The 19,054-nt window shown below is 71.9% G+C and carries 20 protein-coding genes and 1 riboswitch; of the genes, 10 read left to right on the top strand and 10 right to left on the bottom strand.

Going from position 1 to position 19,054, the window contains the following annotated elements; translation table 11 throughout:
• Positions 1-44: 44 nt before the first annotated feature.
• The 5 genes from ACX12L_RS15300 to ACX12L_RS15280 form a co-directional block, all read right to left on the bottom strand.
• The gene (locus ACX12L_RS15300) at positions 45-680 is read right to left on the bottom strand and encodes an alpha/beta hydrolase (RefSeq protein WP_459263383.1); all 636 of its coding nucleotides are present in this window, start codon (positions 678-680) and stop codon (positions 45-47) included.
• An 83-nt stretch (positions 681-763) separates the two neighbouring features.
• On the bottom strand, positions 764-1,105 hold the full coding sequence (locus ACX12L_RS15295) for a (2Fe-2S) ferredoxin domain-containing protein (protein WP_013517314.1): 342 nt from the start codon (positions 1,103-1,105) through the stop codon (positions 764-766).
• A 9-nt stretch (positions 1,106-1,114) separates the two neighbouring features.
• Complete coding sequence (locus ACX12L_RS15290; protein ID WP_459263382.1) at positions 1,115-2,212, bottom strand: VanZ family protein; 1,098 nt, start codon at positions 2,210-2,212, stop codon at positions 1,115-1,117.
• Positions 2,213-2,230: 18 nt separating this feature from the next.
• Positions 2,231-2,659: a CopD family protein gene (locus tag ACX12L_RS15285; protein WP_459263381.1), complete on the bottom strand. Its 429-nt coding sequence runs from the start codon at positions 2,657-2,659 to the stop codon at positions 2,231-2,233.
• 147 nt (positions 2,660-2,806) lie between these two features.
• Entirely contained in the window at positions 2,807-3,529 is a 723-nt protein-coding gene (locus tag ACX12L_RS15280) for a lipoate--protein ligase family protein (RefSeq protein ID WP_459263380.1), read from the bottom strand.
• Positions 3,530-3,583: 54 nt separating this feature from the next.
• Between ACX12L_RS15280 and hemB the strand changes: the two genes are divergently transcribed.
• The 6 genes from hemB to ACX12L_RS15250 all read left to right on the top strand — a co-directional run bounded on the left by hemB (position 3,584) and on the right by ACX12L_RS15250 (position 10,755).
• Positions 3,584-4,591: a porphobilinogen synthase gene (gene hemB, locus ACX12L_RS15275; RefSeq protein WP_459263379.1), complete on the top strand. Its 1,008-nt coding sequence runs from the start codon at positions 3,584-3,586 to the stop codon at positions 4,589-4,591.
• 39 nt (positions 4,592-4,630) lie between these two features.
• Complete coding sequence (locus tag ACX12L_RS15270; RefSeq protein ID WP_459263378.1) at positions 4,631-5,815, top strand: magnesium transporter CorA family protein; 1,185 nt, start codon at positions 4,631-4,633, stop codon at positions 5,813-5,815.
• Positions 5,816-5,972: 157 nt separating this feature from the next.
• Positions 5,973-6,485 carry a MarR family winged helix-turn-helix transcriptional regulator gene (locus tag ACX12L_RS15265; protein ID WP_459263377.1) on the top strand — a complete coding sequence of 171 codons (513 nt, stop codon included), beginning with the start codon at positions 5,973-5,975 and terminating at the stop codon, positions 6,483-6,485.
• 31 nt (positions 6,486-6,516) lie between these two features.
• Positions 6,517-7,950 (top strand): efflux transporter outer membrane subunit, encoded by a 1,434-nt coding sequence (locus ACX12L_RS15260; RefSeq protein WP_459263376.1) that lies wholly within the window; start codon positions 6,517-6,519, stop codon positions 7,948-7,950.
• Between the two features lie 34 nt (positions 7,951-7,984).
• Positions 7,985-9,184 carry an efflux RND transporter periplasmic adaptor subunit gene (locus tag ACX12L_RS15255; protein ID WP_416401358.1) on the top strand — a complete coding sequence of 400 codons (1,200 nt, stop codon included), beginning with the start codon at positions 7,985-7,987 and terminating at the stop codon, positions 9,182-9,184.
• A gap of 2 nt (positions 9,185-9,186) precedes the next feature.
• Positions 9,187-10,755, top strand: a complete 1,569-nt coding sequence (locus tag ACX12L_RS15250; protein ID WP_459263375.1) for a DHA2 family efflux MFS transporter permease subunit — start codon at positions 9,187-9,189, stop codon at positions 10,753-10,755.
• 63 nt (positions 10,756-10,818) lie between these two features.
• On the opposite strand, the gene ACX12L_RS15245 is transcribed toward ACX12L_RS15250, so the two are convergent.
• Complete coding sequence (locus tag ACX12L_RS15245; protein ID WP_459263374.1) at positions 10,819-11,508, bottom strand: dienelactone hydrolase family protein; 690 nt, start codon at positions 11,506-11,508, stop codon at positions 10,819-10,821.
• A gap of 113 nt (positions 11,509-11,621) precedes the next feature.
• Between ACX12L_RS15245 and ACX12L_RS15240 the strand changes: the two genes are divergently transcribed.
• The 3 genes from ACX12L_RS15240 (at position 11,622) to ACX12L_RS15230 (ending at position 13,194) form a co-directional block, all read left to right on the top strand.
• Positions 11,622-12,257: a MarC family protein gene (locus ACX12L_RS15240; protein ID WP_459263373.1), complete on the top strand. Its 636-nt coding sequence runs from the start codon at positions 11,622-11,624 to the stop codon at positions 12,255-12,257.
• A 19-nt stretch (positions 12,258-12,276) separates the two neighbouring features.
• Positions 12,277-12,343: riboswitch (Fluoride riboswitch) on the top strand.
• 120 nt (positions 12,344-12,463) lie between these two features.
• The gene (gene crcB, locus ACX12L_RS15235; protein ID WP_459263372.1) at positions 12,464-12,853 is read left to right on the top strand and encodes a fluoride efflux transporter CrcB; all 390 of its coding nucleotides are present in this window, start codon (positions 12,464-12,466) and stop codon (positions 12,851-12,853) included.
• 11 nt (positions 12,854-12,864) lie between these two features.
• Entirely contained in the window at positions 12,865-13,194 is a 330-nt protein-coding gene (locus ACX12L_RS15230; RefSeq protein WP_459263371.1) for a DUF190 domain-containing protein, read from the top strand.
• A gap of 12 nt (positions 13,195-13,206) precedes the next feature.
• Here the strand turns inward: ACX12L_RS15230 and ACX12L_RS15225 are convergent, their stop codons facing one another.
• The 4 genes from ACX12L_RS15225 to ACX12L_RS15210 all read right to left on the bottom strand — a co-directional run bounded on the left by ACX12L_RS15225 (position 13,207) and on the right by ACX12L_RS15210 (position 16,965).
• Positions 13,207-13,887 carry an ABC-type transport auxiliary lipoprotein family protein gene (locus tag ACX12L_RS15225; protein WP_459263370.1) on the bottom strand — a complete coding sequence of 227 codons (681 nt, stop codon included), beginning with the start codon at positions 13,885-13,887 and terminating at the stop codon, positions 13,207-13,209.
• Positions 13,888-13,897: 10 nt separating this feature from the next.
• Positions 13,898-14,875: an MlaD family protein gene (locus ACX12L_RS15220; protein WP_459263369.1), complete on the bottom strand. Its 978-nt coding sequence runs from the start codon at positions 14,873-14,875 to the stop codon at positions 13,898-13,900.
• A complete protein-coding gene (locus tag ACX12L_RS15215; RefSeq protein WP_459263368.1) occupies positions 14,875-15,672 on the bottom strand; it encodes an ABC transporter ATP-binding protein in 798 nt (265 codons plus the stop codon). The genes ACX12L_RS15220 and ACX12L_RS15215 overlap by 1 nt, the downstream gene beginning before the upstream one ends.
• A gap of 174 nt (positions 15,673-15,846) precedes the next feature.
• The gene (locus tag ACX12L_RS15210; RefSeq protein WP_459263367.1) at positions 15,847-16,965 is read right to left on the bottom strand and encodes an MlaE family ABC transporter permease; all 1,119 of its coding nucleotides are present in this window, start codon (positions 16,963-16,965) and stop codon (positions 15,847-15,849) included.
• A gap of 266 nt (positions 16,966-17,231) precedes the next feature.
• Here ACX12L_RS15210 and ACX12L_RS15205 point away from each other — a divergent pair, with 266 nt between their 5' ends.
• A complete protein-coding gene (locus ACX12L_RS15205; RefSeq protein ID WP_459263366.1) occupies positions 17,232-18,926 on the top strand; it encodes a GMC family oxidoreductase in 1,695 nt (564 codons plus the stop codon).
• Positions 18,927-19,054 lie beyond the last annotated feature (128 nt).

The raw sequence follows: 19,054 nt of genomic DNA, 5'->3' as shown, positions 1-19,054 counted from the left end.
GGGCATCTGCGCCATGCCGCCAGCCGCGGCACGGCGCTTGGGAATCAGGGCATGGACTGGAGGTGGCGCATGACCAGCCCCTTGAGCAGGGGCAATTGTCCGTGAAAGAAATGGCCGCCCCCGGGGACAACCGTAACCGGCAGTGTCTGGGGGCGCGCCCAGTCCATCACGGTGGCCAGCGGCACGGTTTCGTCGTGCTCGCCGTGCACGACGAGGGCGCGCATGTGGGCCTCGGGCGGCAGCGGCGCCACCGTGAAGCGGCTGGTCGCCGTGCCCACGAGCACGGCGCTCTCCACCCGCCGCTCGCCCCACAGGCGGGCGATCGCATGGCTGGTCACGAAGGCGCCGAAGGAAAAGCCCGCCAGCGCGATCGGCCCCTCGGGCGCCACCTGGCGCACCATGGCCAGCAGGTCGTCGAGCTCGCCGTCCCCCGCGTCGTGCACGCCGGCCGTGCCGCCCACGCCGCGGAAGTTGAAGCGCACGGCGGCGAAGCCGCTGGCCACGAAGGCGCGCGCCAGGGTCTGCACGACCTTGTTGTCCATGGTGCCGCCAAACAGCGGGTGCGGGTGGGCGATCACGGCCACGCCGCGCGCCGGCGCGCCGGCGACCGGGGCATCGCGCACGGCCTCGATGGCGCCGGCCGGGCCGGTCAGGCTCAGGCGTTCGGTCTGGGCATTCACGTTGCTATCCAATCAAGAGCTTCTCGCGCTTGCCGGACAAGCGCTACAGCCCAAAAACACTGCTAACCAGGATAGAGCGCCGATCAGCGGCCGAGTTCCGGCGGCGTGCGCAGGCGCTCGACCACCACGCCGTTCTTGAGGTGCGACTCCACGATCTCGTCGATGTCGGCCTCGTCCACATAGGTGTACCAGACGCCCTCGGGGTAGACCACGGCGATGGGGCCGCCCGCGCAGCGGTCCATGCAGCCGGCCTTGTTCACGCGCACCTTGCCGGGGCCCATCAGGCCCTGCTGCTTGACCAGCATCTTGCAGCGCTCGAACGCCTGCTGCGCGCCGTGCTGCGCGCAGCAGTTCTCGCCGTTGCTGCGCTCGTTGAGGCAGAAGAAGATGTGGCGCTGGTAGTAGGGGGTCGTGGTATCGCTCATGGGTCGATTCTAGGATTGCGTGTCGCGCCGCGACACGTGCAGCACCACATACATCAGCGCGGCGTAGGGCCAGAGCCAGCCCAGCCACTGCCCCAGGCCGTAGAAGCGGATGAAGCGCCCCTGCTCCCAGGCCTGCAGCGTCTGGGCGAAGTAGGCGCTCGCGGGCGCCTCGTTGAGCAGGTTCAGGTGCAGCATCAGCGCCAGCAGCAGCAGGGCCGCGCTGGCGCGCCGGGGCACGGCCGCCAGCGCCAGGGCCGCGCCCAGCCCCACGCCGAGGCCGGCGCGCGCCGCCGGGGTCAGCCATTCCCAGGCGTGGGTCGGGCCATAGCTGAGCAGCGCGGACAGCGCCGTCACCGCCACGCCGACCGCCGCCGCCGCCAGGGCGAACGCCACGCGCCGCCCCACGTGGCGCATCACGCCGTAGCCGAGCAGGCAGGGGATCAGCAGGCCCAGCGCCACGGCCAGCAGCTCGCCGCCGGGCGACAGCGGCTCCAGCACCGGCTCGCGCACGGGCAGCCAGCCGATGAAGGGCGTGTCCTCCAGCAGCTCGGTCAGGGCCGCCTCCAGCCGGTCCCACACCTGCCCCAGGCCGAAGGGCAGGGCCGCCGGGAACAGCAGCGCCCAGGGCCACAGGGCCAGCAGCACCAGCGCGCCGCGCGCCTGCGGCACGAACCAGCGCTCGCGGAAGCGGCTCCAGCGCGCGATGGCGCCCAGGCGTTCGAGCAGCGCCGCGGCGAGCGCGCCCAGCAGCGCGCCCGCGGCATTGAGCGCCAGGTCCATGTTGGAGGGCACGCGCCGCGGCAGGTAGATCTGCAGGTACTCCATGGCGAACGACAGCAGCGCGCCCGCCAGCGCCGCCGCCGGCACGGCCGCGCGCGGCCAGCCGGTGCGCAGCAGGGCCAGCGCCAGCAGGAAGCCCAGCGGCGCGTAGCCGGCCACGTTCAGGTTGACGTCGAACCAGGTCCAGTACGGCGGCGGGATGCGCGCGGTGAAGAACACCCAGGGGGAGATGCCCTGCTCGCGCCAGCCCTCGAACGGGAACAGGCTGGCGAAGACGATCAGTGCCGCATAGATGAGCGCCAGGGGCCAGGCCGATGTCTTGTGCACCGCGCTTGCCCCCAGCCATCAGAACGGCTTGACCACCACCAGCACCACGGCCGCGATGAGCAGCAGCACGGGCAGTTCGTTGAACCAGCGGAACCACCGGTGGCCATGCTGGTCGGTATTGGCCGCCAGGGCGCTCAGCAGCCGCGCGCAGACCCAGTGGTAGAGCACCACCAGCACCACCACGGCCAGCTTGGCGTGCAGCCAGCCATTGCCCGGCCCCATGCCTATGCCGTAGCCGAGCCACAGCCACAGGCCCAGGCCGATGGCCGGCAGCGCCAGCAGGGTGGTGAAGCGCAGCAGCTTGCGCGCCATCAGGAGGAGCCGGTCGCGCTCGGCCACCGAGCCCGGCTGCACCATGGCCAGGTTGACGAAGATGCGCGGCAGGTAGAACAGGCCGGCGAACCAACTGGCGATGAAGACGATGTGGAAGGCTTTGACCCAGAGCATCGGCGCAGTGTACGTGGCGCGCGGCGGCGCGGCGGCGAAAAAAAGAAGCCCGGACGGGACCGGGCGGGAAAGCCCCGCGGCGGTGGACGCCCCGGGGTCCCGCTCAGGGAGGTGAAGCGGGGGGCGGCACGGCCGCCCGGGGGCAATCTAGCACTGGCACGCGGCGGGCGCAAGCCCGGAACCAAGCGCCTCGTGCAGCGCCCGCGCCAGGCGCTGCGCGTCCGGCGCAGGCGCGCCGAGCTGGGCGCACGACACGGTGCGCCGGCGCATCGCGGCCTCGTCGCCGCTCTGGCCGAGCGCGTGGCACAGCAGCGCCCAGTCGGGCGGCGCGACCAGGGTGCCCGCCACCAGCAGCACGCCGGTGCGCTGGCGCCGCTGCGCCAGGCCGACGAGCTTGCGCCCAGCGGCGTCCACCACCTCCCAGGGCGCCAGGCTGCCGTAGCAGGCCCAGGGCACGACAGGGCCGGTGCGCGCGTTGGCCGCATCTACCTGCGCCGGGGGCAGCGCCTCGGCGGCCACGCCCAGCGCCGCCAGCACCTGCACGTGCAGCCGGCCCAGGCCCTGGTAGCTGTCGGGCAGGCGGCCCTGCACCCAGGGGTGGTCCAGCGGCAGGACGACCGAGCAGCTGACCATCCACGGCCCGACCAGCACCGCGCCGCCGCCCGAGGGGCGCAGCAGCAGGTCGGTGCCAGGCGCCAGGCGCGCGCGGGCCTCCTCCTCGAACCTGCGCTGCGAGCAGCCGAGCACGATGGCGGGCGCGCCATAGGTCCACACCCGAAAGCGCGGCTGCGCCACGGGCTCCAGCATCTGCCGATGGTTCCACGCCTGCTCCTGCGCGATGGTGGTGAGGAAGGTCTGCGGGTCGGACATGGACGCGCAGCCTACCACCGCGCGCGCCCGGCGATGTGGGGGACAATCACGCCCATGCATCTGTCCAGCCCCACCCCCTTCCCCGCCAACCGTCCGCGCCGGCTGCGCCGCGACGCATTCACCCGCAACCTGGTGCGCGAGAACCGGCTCACGCCGCACGACTTCATCTACCCCGTGTTCGTGCACGAGGGCACGCAGCTGCGCGTGCCCGTGCCCTCCATGCCCGGCGTGGAGCGCCTGAGCCTGGACCTGCTGCTGCCGGTGGCCGAAGAGTGCGTGCGGCTGGGCATTCCCTACCTGGCGCTGTTTCCCTCCATCGACGCGGCGCTGAAAACCCCCGATGGCAAGGAGGCCCTGAATCCCGAGGGCCTGATCCCGCGCGTGGTGCGCGCGCTGAAGAAGGAGTTCCCGCAGCTCGGCGTGATGACCGACGTGGCGCTGGATCCCTACACCAGCCACGGCCAGGACGGCATGCTCGACGACACCGGCTACATCCTGAACGACGAGACGGTCGAGATCCTCGTGGGCCAGGCGCTTGCCCACGCCCAGGCCGGCGTGGACATGGTGGCGCCCAGCGACATGATGGACGGGCGCATCGGCGCGATCCGCGACGCGCTGGAGGCCCACGGCCACATCCACACGCGCATCATGGCCTACAGCGCCAAGTACGCCAGCGCCTTCTACGGCCCGTTCCGCGACGCCGTGGGCTCGGCCGCCAACCTGGGCGCCAGCAACAAGGACGTCTACCAGATGGACCCGGCCAACACCGACGAGGCGCTGCGCGAGGTGGCGCTGGACCTGGCCGAGGGCGCCGACATGGTCATGGTCAAGCCCGGCATGCCGTACCTGGACGTGCTGCGCCGCGTGAAGGACGAGTTCAAGGTGCCCACCTTCGCCTACCAGGTCAGCGGCGAGTACGCCATGCTCAAGGCCGCCGCGGCCAACGGCTGGCTTCAACATGACAAGGTGATGATGGAGGCGCTGCTGGCCTTCAAGCGCGCCGGCGCAGACGGCATCCTGACCTACTTCGCCCTGGACGCCGCGCGGCTGCTCACGAAATAAGAGCTGCTTACGCTTGCCAGACAAGCGCTGGAGGCCGATTTGCCTGAAAAATCCCCGCAGCCGTTCCGGGTCTTTCACCTCCAGCCTGGCGTGGGCGCCAGCGAACTCGCGCAGCTGCCGGGGGCGCCGCCCGCGCAGGGCTTCTACTGGATCGCCTGCACGCGCGCGGCCTTCAGCGCCGAGCTGCCGCGCCTGCAGGCCATGCTGCAGGCCGTGGCGGGACAGCAGCTCGTGGACCTGCACGTCTCCGACCTGCTCAACGCGCAGCTGCCCTCGCACTACGACTACACCTCGCAGTACGACCTGCTCGTGGTGCGGCGCCTGGGCACCGCGCAGGCCGAGGCCGGCGCGCCGCTGGCCCGGCCCGCCGCGCGCGGCGGCCTGCCCGTGCTGCGGCGCATAGACACCAGCCCCGTGGGCTTCGCCGTGTTCGACCAGGTGCTGCTGTCGGTGCACCCGGGCGACTGCGGCGTGCGCGACGCCTACGCCGCGCGGCTGCTCTCGCAGGCAGCGCCCTCCTCACCCGCTGCCACCCCCGCCGAGGCCGTGGTGCGCGAGCTGCGCGCCGGCCCCGTGGCCGGCGCCCGGCTGCCCACCAGCCCCGCCGACCTGATGGTGCGCGTGGTGGGCCACATCGTGGACAACTACCTGGATCTGCGCCGCGAGCTCTCGCGCCAGCTCGACCACTGGCAGACCGAGCTGCTGCGGCCCAGCACGCGCTTCACCGACTGGAGCGCGCTGCTCGGCGCGCGCCTGGCGCTGCACCAGCTCGACGAGATCTGCGAAGACCAGCGCGCCGCCGTGCAGGCCTGGAGCGAGGCCCTCTCCACCTGGACGCCGCAGCCCGACACGCCCGCCGCGCTGCGCGAGCTCGACCTGCTCAAGGTGCGCACGCGCGACGTGCTGGAGCACATCGAGCGCGTGGTGCACCACGTACGCCGCCTGGAGCAAAGCACCGAGGCCGTGCTGCAGATGCACTTCTCGGTGCAGAGCAACCGCACCAACGACATCATGCGCACGCTCACGGTGCTCACCGCCGTGTTCCTGCCGCTGAACCTGATCGCCGGCATCTTCGGCATGAACTTCGAGTTCATCCCCTTCGTGCACACGCGGGAAGGCTTCTGGTGGGCCATGGGCTCCATGGCCGCGATCGCCGCGGCGCTCACCGTGTTCTTCTGGCGCAAGCGCTACCTGACCCGCACGGGCAGGGATCCAGCCCCCTGAGAGCGCGTTCAAGGTCCAAGCGGCTGCGGCGGCCGCTGGCCTCGGACGCGCCCGACTCCACACGCCATGGACCGCACGGACCCGGAAAACCCTCTTTCTGGCAGGGGTTCGATATTTGCCCATGTAAATAATTGCCAAGACAATTATTGTCTCCACTATGAAATCACCGCATGAAGAAGATCCCCCCGGTGGCGACGGCCTGTGTCCGCTGTCGGACCCGTCGCTGCCCGTGCCGTTCGCAGTGGAGCGCAGCATCGGCTTCCAGCTGCGCCGCATCGCCACGCTGCTGGGCGCCGAGGTCGATCGCCGCATGGAGCCCCTGGGCCTGACCGACGCGCAGTGGAGACCCCTGCTGCGCCTGCTGCTCGACCCGCCGGGCACGGCCGCGGCGCTGGCGCGCATGTGCCACCTGGACGCGGGCGGCCTCACGCGCCTGCTCGACCGCCTGGAGGCCAAGGGCCTGTGCCAGCGCGAGCGCTCGCTGGAAGACCGGCGCGTGGTGAACATCGCCCTCACGCCCGAGGGCCGCGCCGTGGCCGAGCGGCTGCCGGCCATCCTGACCGGCGTGCAGGACGAGCTGCTGGGCGGCTTCAGCGAGGCCGAGGAGGCGCAGCTGCGCGACTTCCTGGCCCGCATCTACGCCAACACCCGCGCCATGCCGGGCTCCTGAAGAAGCCCCGTCCACCCGAGAGAACCACAACATGAAGAACCAGCTCTCCATCCCCCCTGCGCCCGGCGCGGCCCTGCTCCATGCCGCCGCGCTGGCCGCGGCGCTGCTGGCGCTCACGGGCTGCGCCGACATGTCGGGCATCGCCCCGCAGGCACGGCTGCGCGACGCGGCCACGCTCGTCGATCCCGGCGCGCCAGCCGCCGCCATGGCGCCCGACTGGTGGCGCGCCTTCGGCGACGCGCAGCTCGACGCGCTGGTGCAGCAGGCGCTGGACGGCAACCCCGGCCTGCGCCAGGCGGCCGCGCGCATCGCGCGCGCCGAGGCGTTCACGCGGTCCGCGCGCGCCGCGCTCGGCCCGCAGGTGAACGCGGGCGCCGACCTCACGCGCCAGCGCTACAGCGAGAACGGCCCCTACCCGCCGGGCCAGGCCGGCAGCATCCTGGACATCGACACGGCGCGCCTGTCGGGCAGCTGGGAGATCGACTTCTTCGGCAAGAACCGCGCCGCGCTCGAATCGGCCCTGGGCACGGCCCGCGCCGCGCGCGCCGACGCCGATGCCGCGCGCCTGCTGCTCGCGGCCAACGTGGTGCACGCCTACCTGCAGCTCGCGCGGCTGCAGGAGCAGCTGCAGGTGGCCGATCGCACCCTGGCCCAGCGCGGCGAGGTGCTGCGCCTGGTGCAGCAGCGCGTGAGCGCCGGCCTGGACACGCGGCTGGAGCTGCGCCAGAGCGAGGGCGCGCTGCCCGAGGCGCGCCAGCAGATCGAGGCGCTGCGCGAGCAGGCCGCCCTCACGCGCAACGCGCTGGGCGCGCTGGCCGGAGAGCCAAAAGCAGCCCTAGCGCTTACCCCATCTGCGCTGGCAGCTATGCAATCCGCAGCGGTCCCCGCCGCGCTGCCCGCCGACCTGCTGGGCCGCCGCCCCGACGTGGCCGCCGCGCGCTGGCGTGTGGAAGCCGCCACGCAGGACGTGGCCGTGGCGCGCGCGCAGTTCTACCCCAACGTGAGCCTGACGGCCTTCGTGGGCCTGGCCAGCATGGGCCTGGGCAACTTCGTGGAGGCGGGCAGCCGCGAATGGGGCGTGGGCCCGGCGCTGCGCCTGCCCGTCTTCGACGCGGGCCGCCTGCGCGCCAACCTGGCGGGCAAGTCGGCCGACCTGGACGCGGCGGTGGAGAGCTACAACGCCGCGCTGCTGGACGCCGTGCGCGACGCGGCCGACCAGCTCGCATCGAGCGCGTCGGTCGAGCGCCAGATGGCCGAGCAGCGGCAGGCCGGCGAGGCGGCCGAGGCCGCCTACGCCATCGCGCGCAAGCGCTACGAGGCCGGCCTGGGCAACTACCTGCAGGTGCTCTCGGCCGAGACGCAGGTGCTGGCCCAGCGCCGCCTGGCCGTCGATCTGGCCGCGCGCCGCCTGGACGCCCAGGCCGGCGTGATGCGCGCCCTCGGCGGCGGCTATGCCGCGAGCTGAATCCACTCCCCCCAACACAAGTCCCGCATCCACCATGAACGCACCGCAATCTCCCGCCGCCAAGCCCGCCCGCCGCAAGGCCCTGCTCACGCTCGCAGGCGTGGTCGTGCTCGCAGGCGCCGCCTGGGGCCTGTACGACTGGCTGGTGGCCAGCCATTACGAGAACACCGACAACGCCTACGTGCAGGGCAACGTCATCCAGATCACGCCGCAGACCGGCGGCACGGTGACGGCCATCCTGGCCGACGAGACCGACCTGGTGCGCGCAGGCAGCGCGCTGGTGCGCCTGGACCCGGCCGACGCGCGCGTCGCGCTGCAGCAGGCCGAGGCCGCGCTGGCCCAGGCCGTGCGCCAGGCGCGCCAGCTCTACGCCAACAACGCCACGCTGGCCGCCCAGGTGCGCCTGCGCGAGGCCGACGTGGCGCGCGCCCAGTCCGACATCGCCCGCGCGCAGGACGACCTGCGCCGCCGCCAGATGCTGACGGGCGACGGCGCCGTCTCCAAGGAGGAGCTGCAGCACGCGCAGAGCCAGCTCGACACCGCGCGCACCCAGCTCGCGGCCGCGCAGGCCGGCGTGGCGGCGGCGCGCGAGCAACTCGCCAGCAACCAGGCGCTGACCCAGGGCGTGGCCGTGCAGGAGCACCCCAGCGTGCTCGCCGCCGCCGCCAAGGTGCGCGAGGCCTACCTGGCCGACCGCCGCACCGCCCTGCCCGCGCCCGTGGACGGCTACGTGGCCAAGCGCAGCGTGCAGCTCGGCCAGCGCGTGGCCGCTGGCACGCCGCTCATGGCCATCGTGCCGCTGTCGCAGGTGTGGGTGGACGCTAATTTCAAGGAAAACCAGCTGCGCCACCTGCGCCTGGGCCAGCCCGCGAAGCTCACGGCCGACCTGTACGGCAAGAAGGTCGAATACACCGGCACCGTGGCGGGCCTGGGCGTGGGCACGGGCGCGGCCTTCGCGCTGCTGCCCGCGCAGAACGCCACGGGCAACTGGATCAAGGTGGTGCAGCGCGTGCCCGTGCGCATCGTGCTCGACGCCGAGCAGCTGGCCGAGCACCCGCTGCGCGTGGGCCTGTCGATGGAGGTGACGGTGGACACGAAGGAGCGCGGCGGCGCATCGCTGGCCGAGGCGCCGCGCCAGGAGCCGGTGGCGCAGACGGCCGTGTACGCATCGCTGGACAACGGCGCCGACGCCGACGTGGCCCGCATCATCCGGGCGAACCTGGGCGCGCGCTGACCATGGCCGCCCCCGCCCACCCGGCGCCCCTGCTGCCCCCGCCGCTCACCGGCAGCGCGCGCACCTGGGGCACGCTGGCCCTGTCGGCCGCCACGTTCATGAACGTGCTCGACACGTCCATCGCCAACGTGTCGCTGCCCGCCATCGCGGGCGACCTGGGCGTGAGCCCCACGCAGGGCACCTGGGTCATCACCAGCTTCGCGGTAGCCAACGCCATCGCGGTGCCGCTCACGGGCTGGCTGTCGCAGCGCTTCGGGCAGGTGCGGCTGTTCGTGGCCAGCGTCACGCTGTTCGTGATCGCCTCGCTGCTGTGCGGCCTGGCGCCCAACATGGCGATGCTCATCGCGGCGCGCGCGCTGCAGGGCTTCGTCGCGGGGCCGATGATCCCGCTGTCGCAGTCGCTGCTGCTGTCGAGCTACCCGCGCGCGCTCGCCGGGCTGGCCATGGCCATGTGGTCCATGACCACGCTGATCGCGCCCGTCACCGGGCCGCTGCTGGGCGGCTGGATCACCGACAACCTGGCCTGGCCGTGGATCTTCTACATCAACGTGCCCGTGGGCATCGCGGCCGTGCTGGTCACCTGGGGCATCTTCCACAAGCGCGAGACGGTGCGGCGCAAGCTGCCCATCGACTCCATCGGCCTGGCGCTGCTCGTGATCTGGGTGGGCGCGATGCAGATCATGCTGGACATCGGCAAGGAGCACGACTGGTTCGAGTCGCCCTGGGTCGTGGCCTGCGCGCTGGTGGCCATCATCGGCCTGGCGGCCTTTCTGATCTGGGAGCGCGGCGAGGAGCATCCGGTGGTGGACCTGACACTGTTCAGGAACCGCAACTTCTGGGCCGGCACGCTGGCCACGGCCGTGGGCTATGGCGTGTTCTTCGGCAACGTGGTGCTGCTGCCGCTGTGGTTGCAGCAGTACATGGGCTACACCGCCACGCAGGCCGGCGAGGTAATGGCGCCCGTGGGCCTGCTGGCCATGGTGCTCTCGCCCTGGGTGGGCAAGAACATCGGCAGGACCGACCCGCGGCGCTTCGCCACCTTCGCGTTCCTGGTGTTCGCGCTGGTGCTGTGGATGCGCTCGAACTTCAACACCCAGGCGGACCTGGCGACCATCATGGTGCCCACCATCGTGCAGGGCATCGCCATGGCGTTCTTCTTCATCCCGCTGGTGACGGTCACGCTCTCGGAGATCACGCCCGACCGCATCCCCGCGGCCTCGGGCCTGTCGAACTTCATGCGCATCACCGCCGGCGCCGTGGGCACGTCGATCGCCACCACGCTGTGGGAGCGCCGCGCCACGCTGCACCACGCCCAGCTCACCGAGGGCCTGCACCACGGCAACACGGCGCTGGCCCAGGCGCTGCAGGGCCTGCAGGCCGGCGGCTTCACGCACGGGCAGGCGCTCGCGCAGGTGGAGCGGCTGGTGAACCAGCAGGCCTTCATGCTCGCGGCCAACGACATCTTCTACGTCTCGGCCGCGCTGTTCCTGCTCTTGATCCCGCTGGTCTGGCTGGCCCACGCGCCGCACGCGGCAGCGGGCAGCGCCGACGCGGCCGCGGGGGCGCATTGACTCATCAAAACCATAGCGTCTGGCGCTTTGCAGGCAAGCGCCCGGTCCATATTCGATCCAGATTCAGCCCACATGCCTGGCCAGGAAGGCCATCGTGCGCTCGCGCGCGTTCAGGGCGGCGGCCTCGTCGTAGCTGGCGCGCTGGTCGCAGTTGAAGCCGTGGTCGGCGGGGTACACATGCACCTGCACCTCGGGATGGGCCTGCGCGAAGGCCTGCACGCCGTCCTGCGTGATCCAGCGGTCGCGCTCGCCGAAATGCGCCAGCACCGGCACGCGCGGCCGGCGCGCGGCCTCCCCGGCCGAGGTGATGCCGCCGCCGTAGTAGGGCACGGCGGCGGACAGGCCCTCGGCCAGGCAGGCCGCGCGCCAGGCCAGCAGCCCGCCCCAGCAGTAGCCCACCACGCCGACCTTGCGGCCGCTCTGGCGCGCCGCATAGTTGATGGCGGCCTGGATGTCGGGCAGCACGCCCGGCGCGGGCAGGCCCTCCACCGCGGCCTTGAGCGCCATGCCGGCCTGCATGTCCTCGGGGCCGTAGCCCAGGTCCACATCCTTTTGCACGCGCGCGAAGGTGGACGGCGCCACCGCCAGGTAGCCGCGCGCGGCGAACCGGTCGGCCACGGAGCGGATGTGCGCGTTGACGCCGAAGATCTCCTGCAGCACCACCACCGCGCCGCGCGGCGCGCCATCGGTGCGCGCCACCCAGGCCGGGAAAATGAAGCCGTCGCCCGATGTGAGGTCTACCCACTGTCCCATGTCGTGATCTCCTGACTAAAGCGTGTTCCAATGCGCGATTGTTTCAGGAGTCGCGCGTTCATGGGCAAGATTGTTGTGGTCATCGGCGGCGCCCCGGCCGCGCGGGAGCTCGCATGGACCTGAAGCCGCTCATCACGCTGCTGGCCATCGTGAACCCGCTGGCCATCGTGCCGTTCTTCATCCACTACACCAACGGCTTCAGCGCCGCGCAGCGCCGGCGCACCATCCAGGTGGCGGCCTTCAGCGCGTTCTGCGTGATCGCGGCCTGCGCGCTCGTGGGGCTGCAGATCCTGGACTTCTTCAACATCTCGCTGCAGAGCTTCCAGGTGGGCGGCGGCCTGCTGCTGCTCATCAGCGCCATGAACATGCTGAACGCCCAGCCGGCCGAGGCCAAGCCCCACACGAACGAACTGGAGGCCGGCGCGCAAAAGGCGGCCCAGGGCTCCAGCATCGCCGTCGTGCCGCTGACCATTCCGCTGCTCACGGGGCCGGCGGCCATGTCCACGGTGGTGATCTATGCCGACCGCGCCCAGACCCTCTGGCAGCACCTGGCCCTGGTGGGCTACGGCGTGGTGGTGGGCGCGGCCACGGCGCTGTGCTTCGCGCTGGCCGAACCCATAGAGCGCGCGCTCGGCAAGACCGGCATCAACGTCATGACGCGGCTCATGGGCCTGATCCTGGCGGCGCTGTCCGTGGAGGTCATGGCCGACGGGCTGAGCAAGCTGTTCCCCGTGCTCGCAGGGCACTGATGGCGCGAACGGGATATAGTGGCCGCCAGGAGATGGCGTTCCTCCTCGAACCACCGCATCGCGCGGTTGATGACGCCTACGGAACCTGGCCGCGGCCGGGTCTGTAGGCGTTCCCGCATACAGCTTTCGCCGCCGGTCAGCCTGCAACCTTCCTGGAGGCCATGACCCATGCACACATTCCCACGTTTCGGACAGGGAGAGCGGCGATGACGGGCGCCCATGCCGCCCTGGCGATCAGCCTGGGCGCGATCGTCGGCGCGCTGTCGCGCTACGGGCTGAGCCTGGCGATGAACGCGCTGGTGCCGCACATCCCGATGGGCACGCTGGCGTCCAACCTGATCGCCGCCTACATCGTCGGCGCGGCCATCGCGCTCTTCGCGGCGATGCCTGGGCTCTCGCCGTACTGGCGGCTGTTCGTGGTCACGGGGCTGGCGGGCGGCCTGTCCACGTTCTCCACGTTCTCGGCCGAACTGCTCGCGCTGCTGCGCGACGGCCGCCTGGGCTGGTCGGCCGGCATGGTGGCCCTGCACCTGGGCGGCTCGCTCGCGATGACCCTGCTGGGCATGGCCACGGTTTCGTTCACCCGCCCGTCATGAAAGGACTGGTCATGCAAGGCTATCAACTGACGTTCTTCACGGCGCAGGACCGGCGGCACGGGCACAGGCCTCTTGGCGAGTGGCTGCTGGAGTTCGCGCGCCAGCACGGCGCGGCAGGCGGCACGCTGGTCGGCGCGGCGGAAGGCTTCGACCACACGGGGCGCTTCCATTCGGCGCATTTCTTCGAGCTGGCCGACCAGCCGCTGGCGGTCACGGTGTCGGTGGACGAGGCGGCGTGCCGCAGCCTGATGGAGGCCCTGGCGCGCGAGGACATCGAGCTGACCTACGTGAAGGTGCCGGTGGAGTTCGGCCGCATAGGCCGCAAGGCCGGCGGCGCGTGAGCGCCCGGCGGCTCAGCGGCCCTGCTGCTGCACCCAGTGAGCGAGTTCGTCGGCCACCTGCGCCGCGGCCTCGGCCAGGGCTCGGGCGCCGCCCGCCGCGTCGGGCGTGGCGGCCGGGCGCCGGGCGATGAACACGCGCTGGGCCCGCAGCGCCTCGCCGGCAGGGCCGGCGTCCGCCAGCATGGCGCGCACGCGCACCAGGCCGGTGCTGGCATCGGGGGTGCTGAAGATCTGGCTGAACTCTTCGAGCTGCACGCGCAGCACGCTGGCCTGGCGGATCTGGTCGAGCTGCAGGGCCGCGCCGCCATCGCCCGAGAGCACCATGCGGCGCTCGCCCAGGCGCTCGCGCAGCGCCTGGGCCAGCAGGTCGGCGGGGGGCTGGCTCCAGCGCGCCTGGGTGTAGGGGCGCAGCTGCTGGGCGTTGGCATAGGCCAGGCGGTACAGCAAGGCGGAGCTGCCCTCGGGCATGCCCACGGTGTCCACGGCGGCCAGCACGATGGGGGCGAGCGGCGCGGCGGCCTGCGCGCCGCCCGCGGGCTGCATGGGGCCGGGGCCGAAGTCGTACACGTCGGCGCGCACGGGCGGAGCGGGCAGCACGGAGCAGCCCGCGGCCAGGGCCGCAAGCATCATGCAAAAAACGGCCCTGACGCGCTTCCAGAAAGCGCGGGCAGCTATTTTTTCGATAGTCTTCATGAAGGCTCTCTCAAGGCTGGTTGGGCGGCGCGACGAATCCGGGCTCGCCCGGCGCGGCCGCGGCGCGGCCCGGGCCGTAGATGAGCGACTGCGGGTTGTCGTTGATGCCCGTGGCGGTGCGGCCCAGGCGGCGCGCGGCGCGCGCGGTCTCGTCGGCCGCGCGGTTCAGGCTCGGCAGCGTGACGCGCCCGAAGCGGTCGGCCGCCGTCGTGAGCGACTTGGCGCCGCTGGCGATCTCGGCCAGGGCGCCCCCTTCGGCATTGAGCGCGCGCACCGCCTGGCGCACCTCGTCGGCCGCGCCGGCGGCGCTGCTGCCGGCCTGGCGCAGCGCATGCAGGGTCTGCTGCGCGTCCTGCGTGAGCGCCGGCACGCCGGCGAGCGCCGGGTCGAGCCGCGTGCTCACCGTGTTGTCCAGGTGACGGACCAGCTGGTCGATGCTGCCCGCGGCCGCGCCCAGCTGCTGCAGCGCCGTGGCGAAGCGCTGCTGGTTCTCGTCGCCCAGCAGCGTGTTGATGCGCTCCGTGGCCTGCTGCACCTGGGCCATGATGGCCGGCCCCTGCTCGGCCACCTGGCTGAACGTGGAAGTCTGCAGCGGCAGGCGCGGCAGGCCGCTGGCGCCGGGCGCGGGCTGGGGCAGGGGCGCGTCGGCGTCGTCGAGCTGCACGTGGGCCAGGCCCGTGACGCCCTGGTAGCCCAGCGTGGCGAACGTGGTGGCGCTGATGGGGGCCGTGGTGTTGACGGCGATGCGGATCAGCACGTTGCCCGGGGCCTCGGGGTCGAAGCCGATCCGCGTGACCTTGCCCACGGCCACGCCCTTGTAGCGCACGGGCGCCTGGGGCTGCAGGCCGCTCACGCTGTCCCTGCTCGACAGCTCGTAGACCCGGTAGGAGGTCTGGTCGCGCGTGAGCCACATGCCGAGGCCGGCCAGCAGCGCCGCCACGACGATCACGAAGATGCCCGCAGCGAGGGCATGGGACTTGTTTTCCATCAGGCTTCCTTGGACGCGGCGGCGGGCGGCTGCGCCATGGCGCGGCGGCCGCGTTCCCCGCGGAAAAAGTGGTCGACGAAAGGGTGCTCGAACCGCGCCACCTGCTGCGGCGTGCCGCTGGTGATGACGCGCCGGTCGGCCAGCACGGCCACGCGCGTGGACAGGGCGAACAGCGTGTCCAGGTCGTGCGTGACCATGATCACCGTGAGGCCCAGCGCCGCATGCAGCTCGCGCAGCAGGCCGCAGAACTCGTCCGAGCTGTTCGGGTCCAGCCCCGCCGTGGGCTCGTCGAGCAGCAGCAGGGGCGGGTCCATGATGAGGGCGCGCGCCAGCGCCACGCGCTTGACCATGCCGCCCGACAGGTCGGAGGGCATGCGCGTGGCGTGCTCGGGCTTGAGGCCCGCCAGGCGCAGCTTGACCATGGCGGCGTCCCGCACCAGCGCGGGCGGCAGCGTGCCCAGTTCGTTGAGCGCGAAGGCGATGTTGTCGATCACGCTGAAGGCCGAGAACAGCGCGCCGTGCTGGAACAGCATGCCCACGCGGCTGCTCGCGCCCTCGCCGCCGAGCTCGGCCGCCGGCCGGCCCAGCACCGTCACGCTGCCGCGCGTGGGCCGCGTCAGGCCCAGGATGTGGCGCAGCAGCACCGTCTTGCCCGTGCCGGAGCCGCCCACGAGCGACAGGATCTCGCCCCTGTCCACGGCCAGCCGCAGGTCGTCGTGCACGGTGAAGGCGTCGCCGCCCTTGCCGAAGACGGTGGCCAGGCCGCGGATGTCGACGACGGGTTGCGTGTCAGCCATCTCGCCCCTCCCTCGTGCCACACACCGCGCGCAACGCATGAAACTGGCGTGCCCCAAGCCAGCGGACGCCGCGCAAGAGCCGCCCCGCCGCGCTGGCGTCGCCCCCCTTCCCGCAGCGTTCAGCGCTGCGAGAGAAGGGGGAAGCGGCAAAGCCGCCCAGGGGGATGATCATCTCTAGAACCCCAGATTCTTGAAGGCCACCGCGAACAGCGCGTCCACCACGATGACCATGGTGATGGCGCTGACCACCGAGGCCGTAGTGCCTTCGCCCAGGCTCTGGGTGTTGGGCTTGACGCGCAGCCCCCAGTGGCAGCCGATGAGCGCGATGAACACGCCGAACACCACCGACTTGGCCATGGCCAGCCACAGGTTGGAGACCTTCACCGCGGCCGGCAGCGCCTGCAGGAAATAGGCCGACGAGATGCCCATGGTCAGGTCCGCCGCCAGCATGCCGCCGGCCAGCGCCGCCAGCGTGGTCCACAGCGCGATCAGCGGCATGGCCAGGCCCAGCGCCAGCGCGCGCGGCATCACCAGGCGAAAGCCGTGCGCGATGCCCATGACGCGCATGGCGTCGAGCTCCTCGGTCACGCGCATCACGCCGATCTGCGCCGTGATGGCCGAGCCCGAGCGCCCGGCCACGAGGATGGCGCCGAGCATGGGCCCGAGCTCGCGGATCAGCGAGATGCCCAGGATGTTGACGATGAAGGCCTCGGCCCCGAACTGGCGCAGCTGCAGGCTCATCAGGTAGGCCAGCACCACGCCGATCAGGAAGCCCACCAGGGCCGTGATGTGCAGCGCCTTGGCGCCCATCTGGTACACGTGGCCCGAGATGTCGCGCCAGGGCCCGCGCGCCGGGTTGCGCACGAGCCGCAGCAGGTCCAGCAGCAGCTGGCCCACCAGCTCCACCATGTCGGCCAGATGGCCGAGCGCGCGCAGCACCAGCACGCCCAGGCGGTCGATCTGGTCGGCCAGGCGCCAGGGCGGCGCGGGCGCGCAGGGCGTGGAAAAGCGCGCCACGCGCTCGAGCATGTCGCGCTGCGCCGCGCTCAGGTCGACCTGCGCCGGCCAAGCCCGGCCCCAGTGGTCCCACAGCACCTGCGCGCCCACGTGGTCCAGCCGCGCCAGCCCCTGCAGGCTCCAGGCATGGCCCGGGCCGCAGGCCTTGAGCTGCGCCGCCAGGCGCCGCCAGGCTCGCCGGTCGGCAAAGGCCGCAGCCACCCAGTCCCCCTGCGGCAGCGCGCGGGGCGTGGCGGTGCCGTCTTGCACGACCGATGGCGGAATGAGGGCGGACATGGTGGTCAGAACGAAGGCTTCCTCGGGACTGCGGCGGATGTGCGGCACATCATTTCACAGATCGCCGCGAGGCAAAAGCATGGCCGCGGCGGCCGTGAAAAAACATCAAAATGGGGCGCTTGCGCTCATGGGACAAGCGCAAGCAGCAACGAAAATAATAGCATCCCGGGGTTTCCCTCTCGACACCCGGATACCGCTTTGCACAATCGCCTGCTGCACTGCATCAACGCGCGGGCTGGAACGGCGGCGCCTTTCCCTGGGCATCCATGAGCGACACCACATTCGACTACATCATCATCGGCGGCGGCACCGCCGGCGCCCTGCTGGCCAACCGCCTGAGCGCGAATCCCCGCAGCCGCGTGCTGCTCGTGGAGGCCGGCCGCAAGGACGACTACCACTGGATCCACATCCCCGTGGGCTACCTGTACTGCATAGGCAACCCGCGCACCGACTGGCTCTACCAGACCGAGCCCGACGCGGGCCTGAACGGCCGCAGCCTGCGCTACCCGCGCGGCAAGACGCTGGGCGGCTGCAGCAGCATCAACGGCATGATCTACATGCGCGGCCAGGCGCGCGACTACGACCAGTGGGCGCAGGTCACCGGCGACGACGCCTGGCGCTGGGACAACGTGCTGCCGGCCTTCCGCCGCCACGAGGACCACTGGCGCCTGGACCGCCCCGGCGGCGCGGACGAGGCCTTCGAGCGCCTGCACGGCAACAAGCGCACGGGCAGCACGGGCGAATGGCGCGTGGACAGACAGCGCCTGCGCTGGGACATCCTGGACGCCTTCGCCCAGGCCGCGCAGCAGGCCGGCATTCCCGCCACCGACGATTTCAACCGCGGCACCAACGAGGGCGTGGGCTACTTCGAGGTCAACCAGAAGAACGGCTGGCGCTGGAACACGGCCAAGGCCTTCCTGCGCCCCACCTGCTACGGGCGGCCGAACTTCGAGCTGTGGACCTCGGCCCAGGCCACGCGGCTGCTCCTGGAGCGCCAGCCGGACGGCCGCCTGCGCTGCGCCGGCGTGCAGGCGTGGACGGGCGACGAGATGATCACGGCCCACGCGCAGCAGGAGCTCATCCTCTGCGCCGGCGCCGTGAACTCGCCGCAGCTGCTGCAGCTGTCGGGCATAGGCCCCGGTGCGCTGCTCAAGCAGCACGGCATCGACGTGGCGCTCGACCTGCCCGGCGTGGGCGCCAACCTGCAGGACCACCTGCAGATCCGCGCCGTGTACAAGGTGCAGGACGCGCCGACCCTGAACCAGATGGCCGGCAGCCTGGCGGGCAAGGCAAAGATCGGCCTGGAATACCTGCTCAAGCGCAGCGGGCCCATGAGCATGGCGCCGTCGCAGCTCGGCGCCTTCACGCGCAGCCGGCCCGGCCTGCCCCACCCCAACCTCGAATACCACGTGCAGCCCCTGTCGCTCGAAGCCTTCGGCGAGCCGCTGCACGGCTTCCCGGCCTTCACGGCCAGCGTCTGCAACCTGAACCCCACGAGCCGCGGCAGCGTCCACATCAAGAGCCCGGACTTCCGCGCCGCGCCCGCCATCGCGCCCAACTACCTCTCGACCCCCGAGGACCGCCAAGTGGCCGCCGACAGCCTGCGCCTCACGCGCCGCATCGTGGCCCAGCCGGCGCTGGCCCCCTACCGGCCCGAGGAATACAAGCCCGGCCCGCAATACCAGAGCGACGAGGAACTGGCGCGCCTGGCCGGCGACATCGCCACCACCATCTTCCACCCCGTGGGCACCACGCGCATGGGGCGCGTGGACGATCCGCAGGCCGTGCTGGACGCGCAGATGCGCGTGCGCGACGGCCGGGGCGGCGTCGTGGCCGGGCTGCGCGTGGTGGACGCTGGCGCCATGCCCACCATCACCAGCGGCAACACCAACTCGCCCACGCTGATGATGGCCGAGATGGCGGCGCGGTGGATCACCGAGGCCTCACGCGCCAAGCAGTGACGCCCCTGCAGCCACGAATCCTCGCTGCGGGAAATCACCAATGTCCCATGCGCGACGGCCGCGTTACAGTTCTGCCACTCGACGCGTGCCTTGGCCCGCCAAACGAGGGGACCGAGGAGACAACCCTA

This window comes from Alicycliphilus sp. T452 (genome assembly GCF_054512775.1).
The sequence above is the reverse complement of the archived record's forward strand: the minus strand, read 5'-3'. Positions and strand labels throughout refer to the sequence as shown.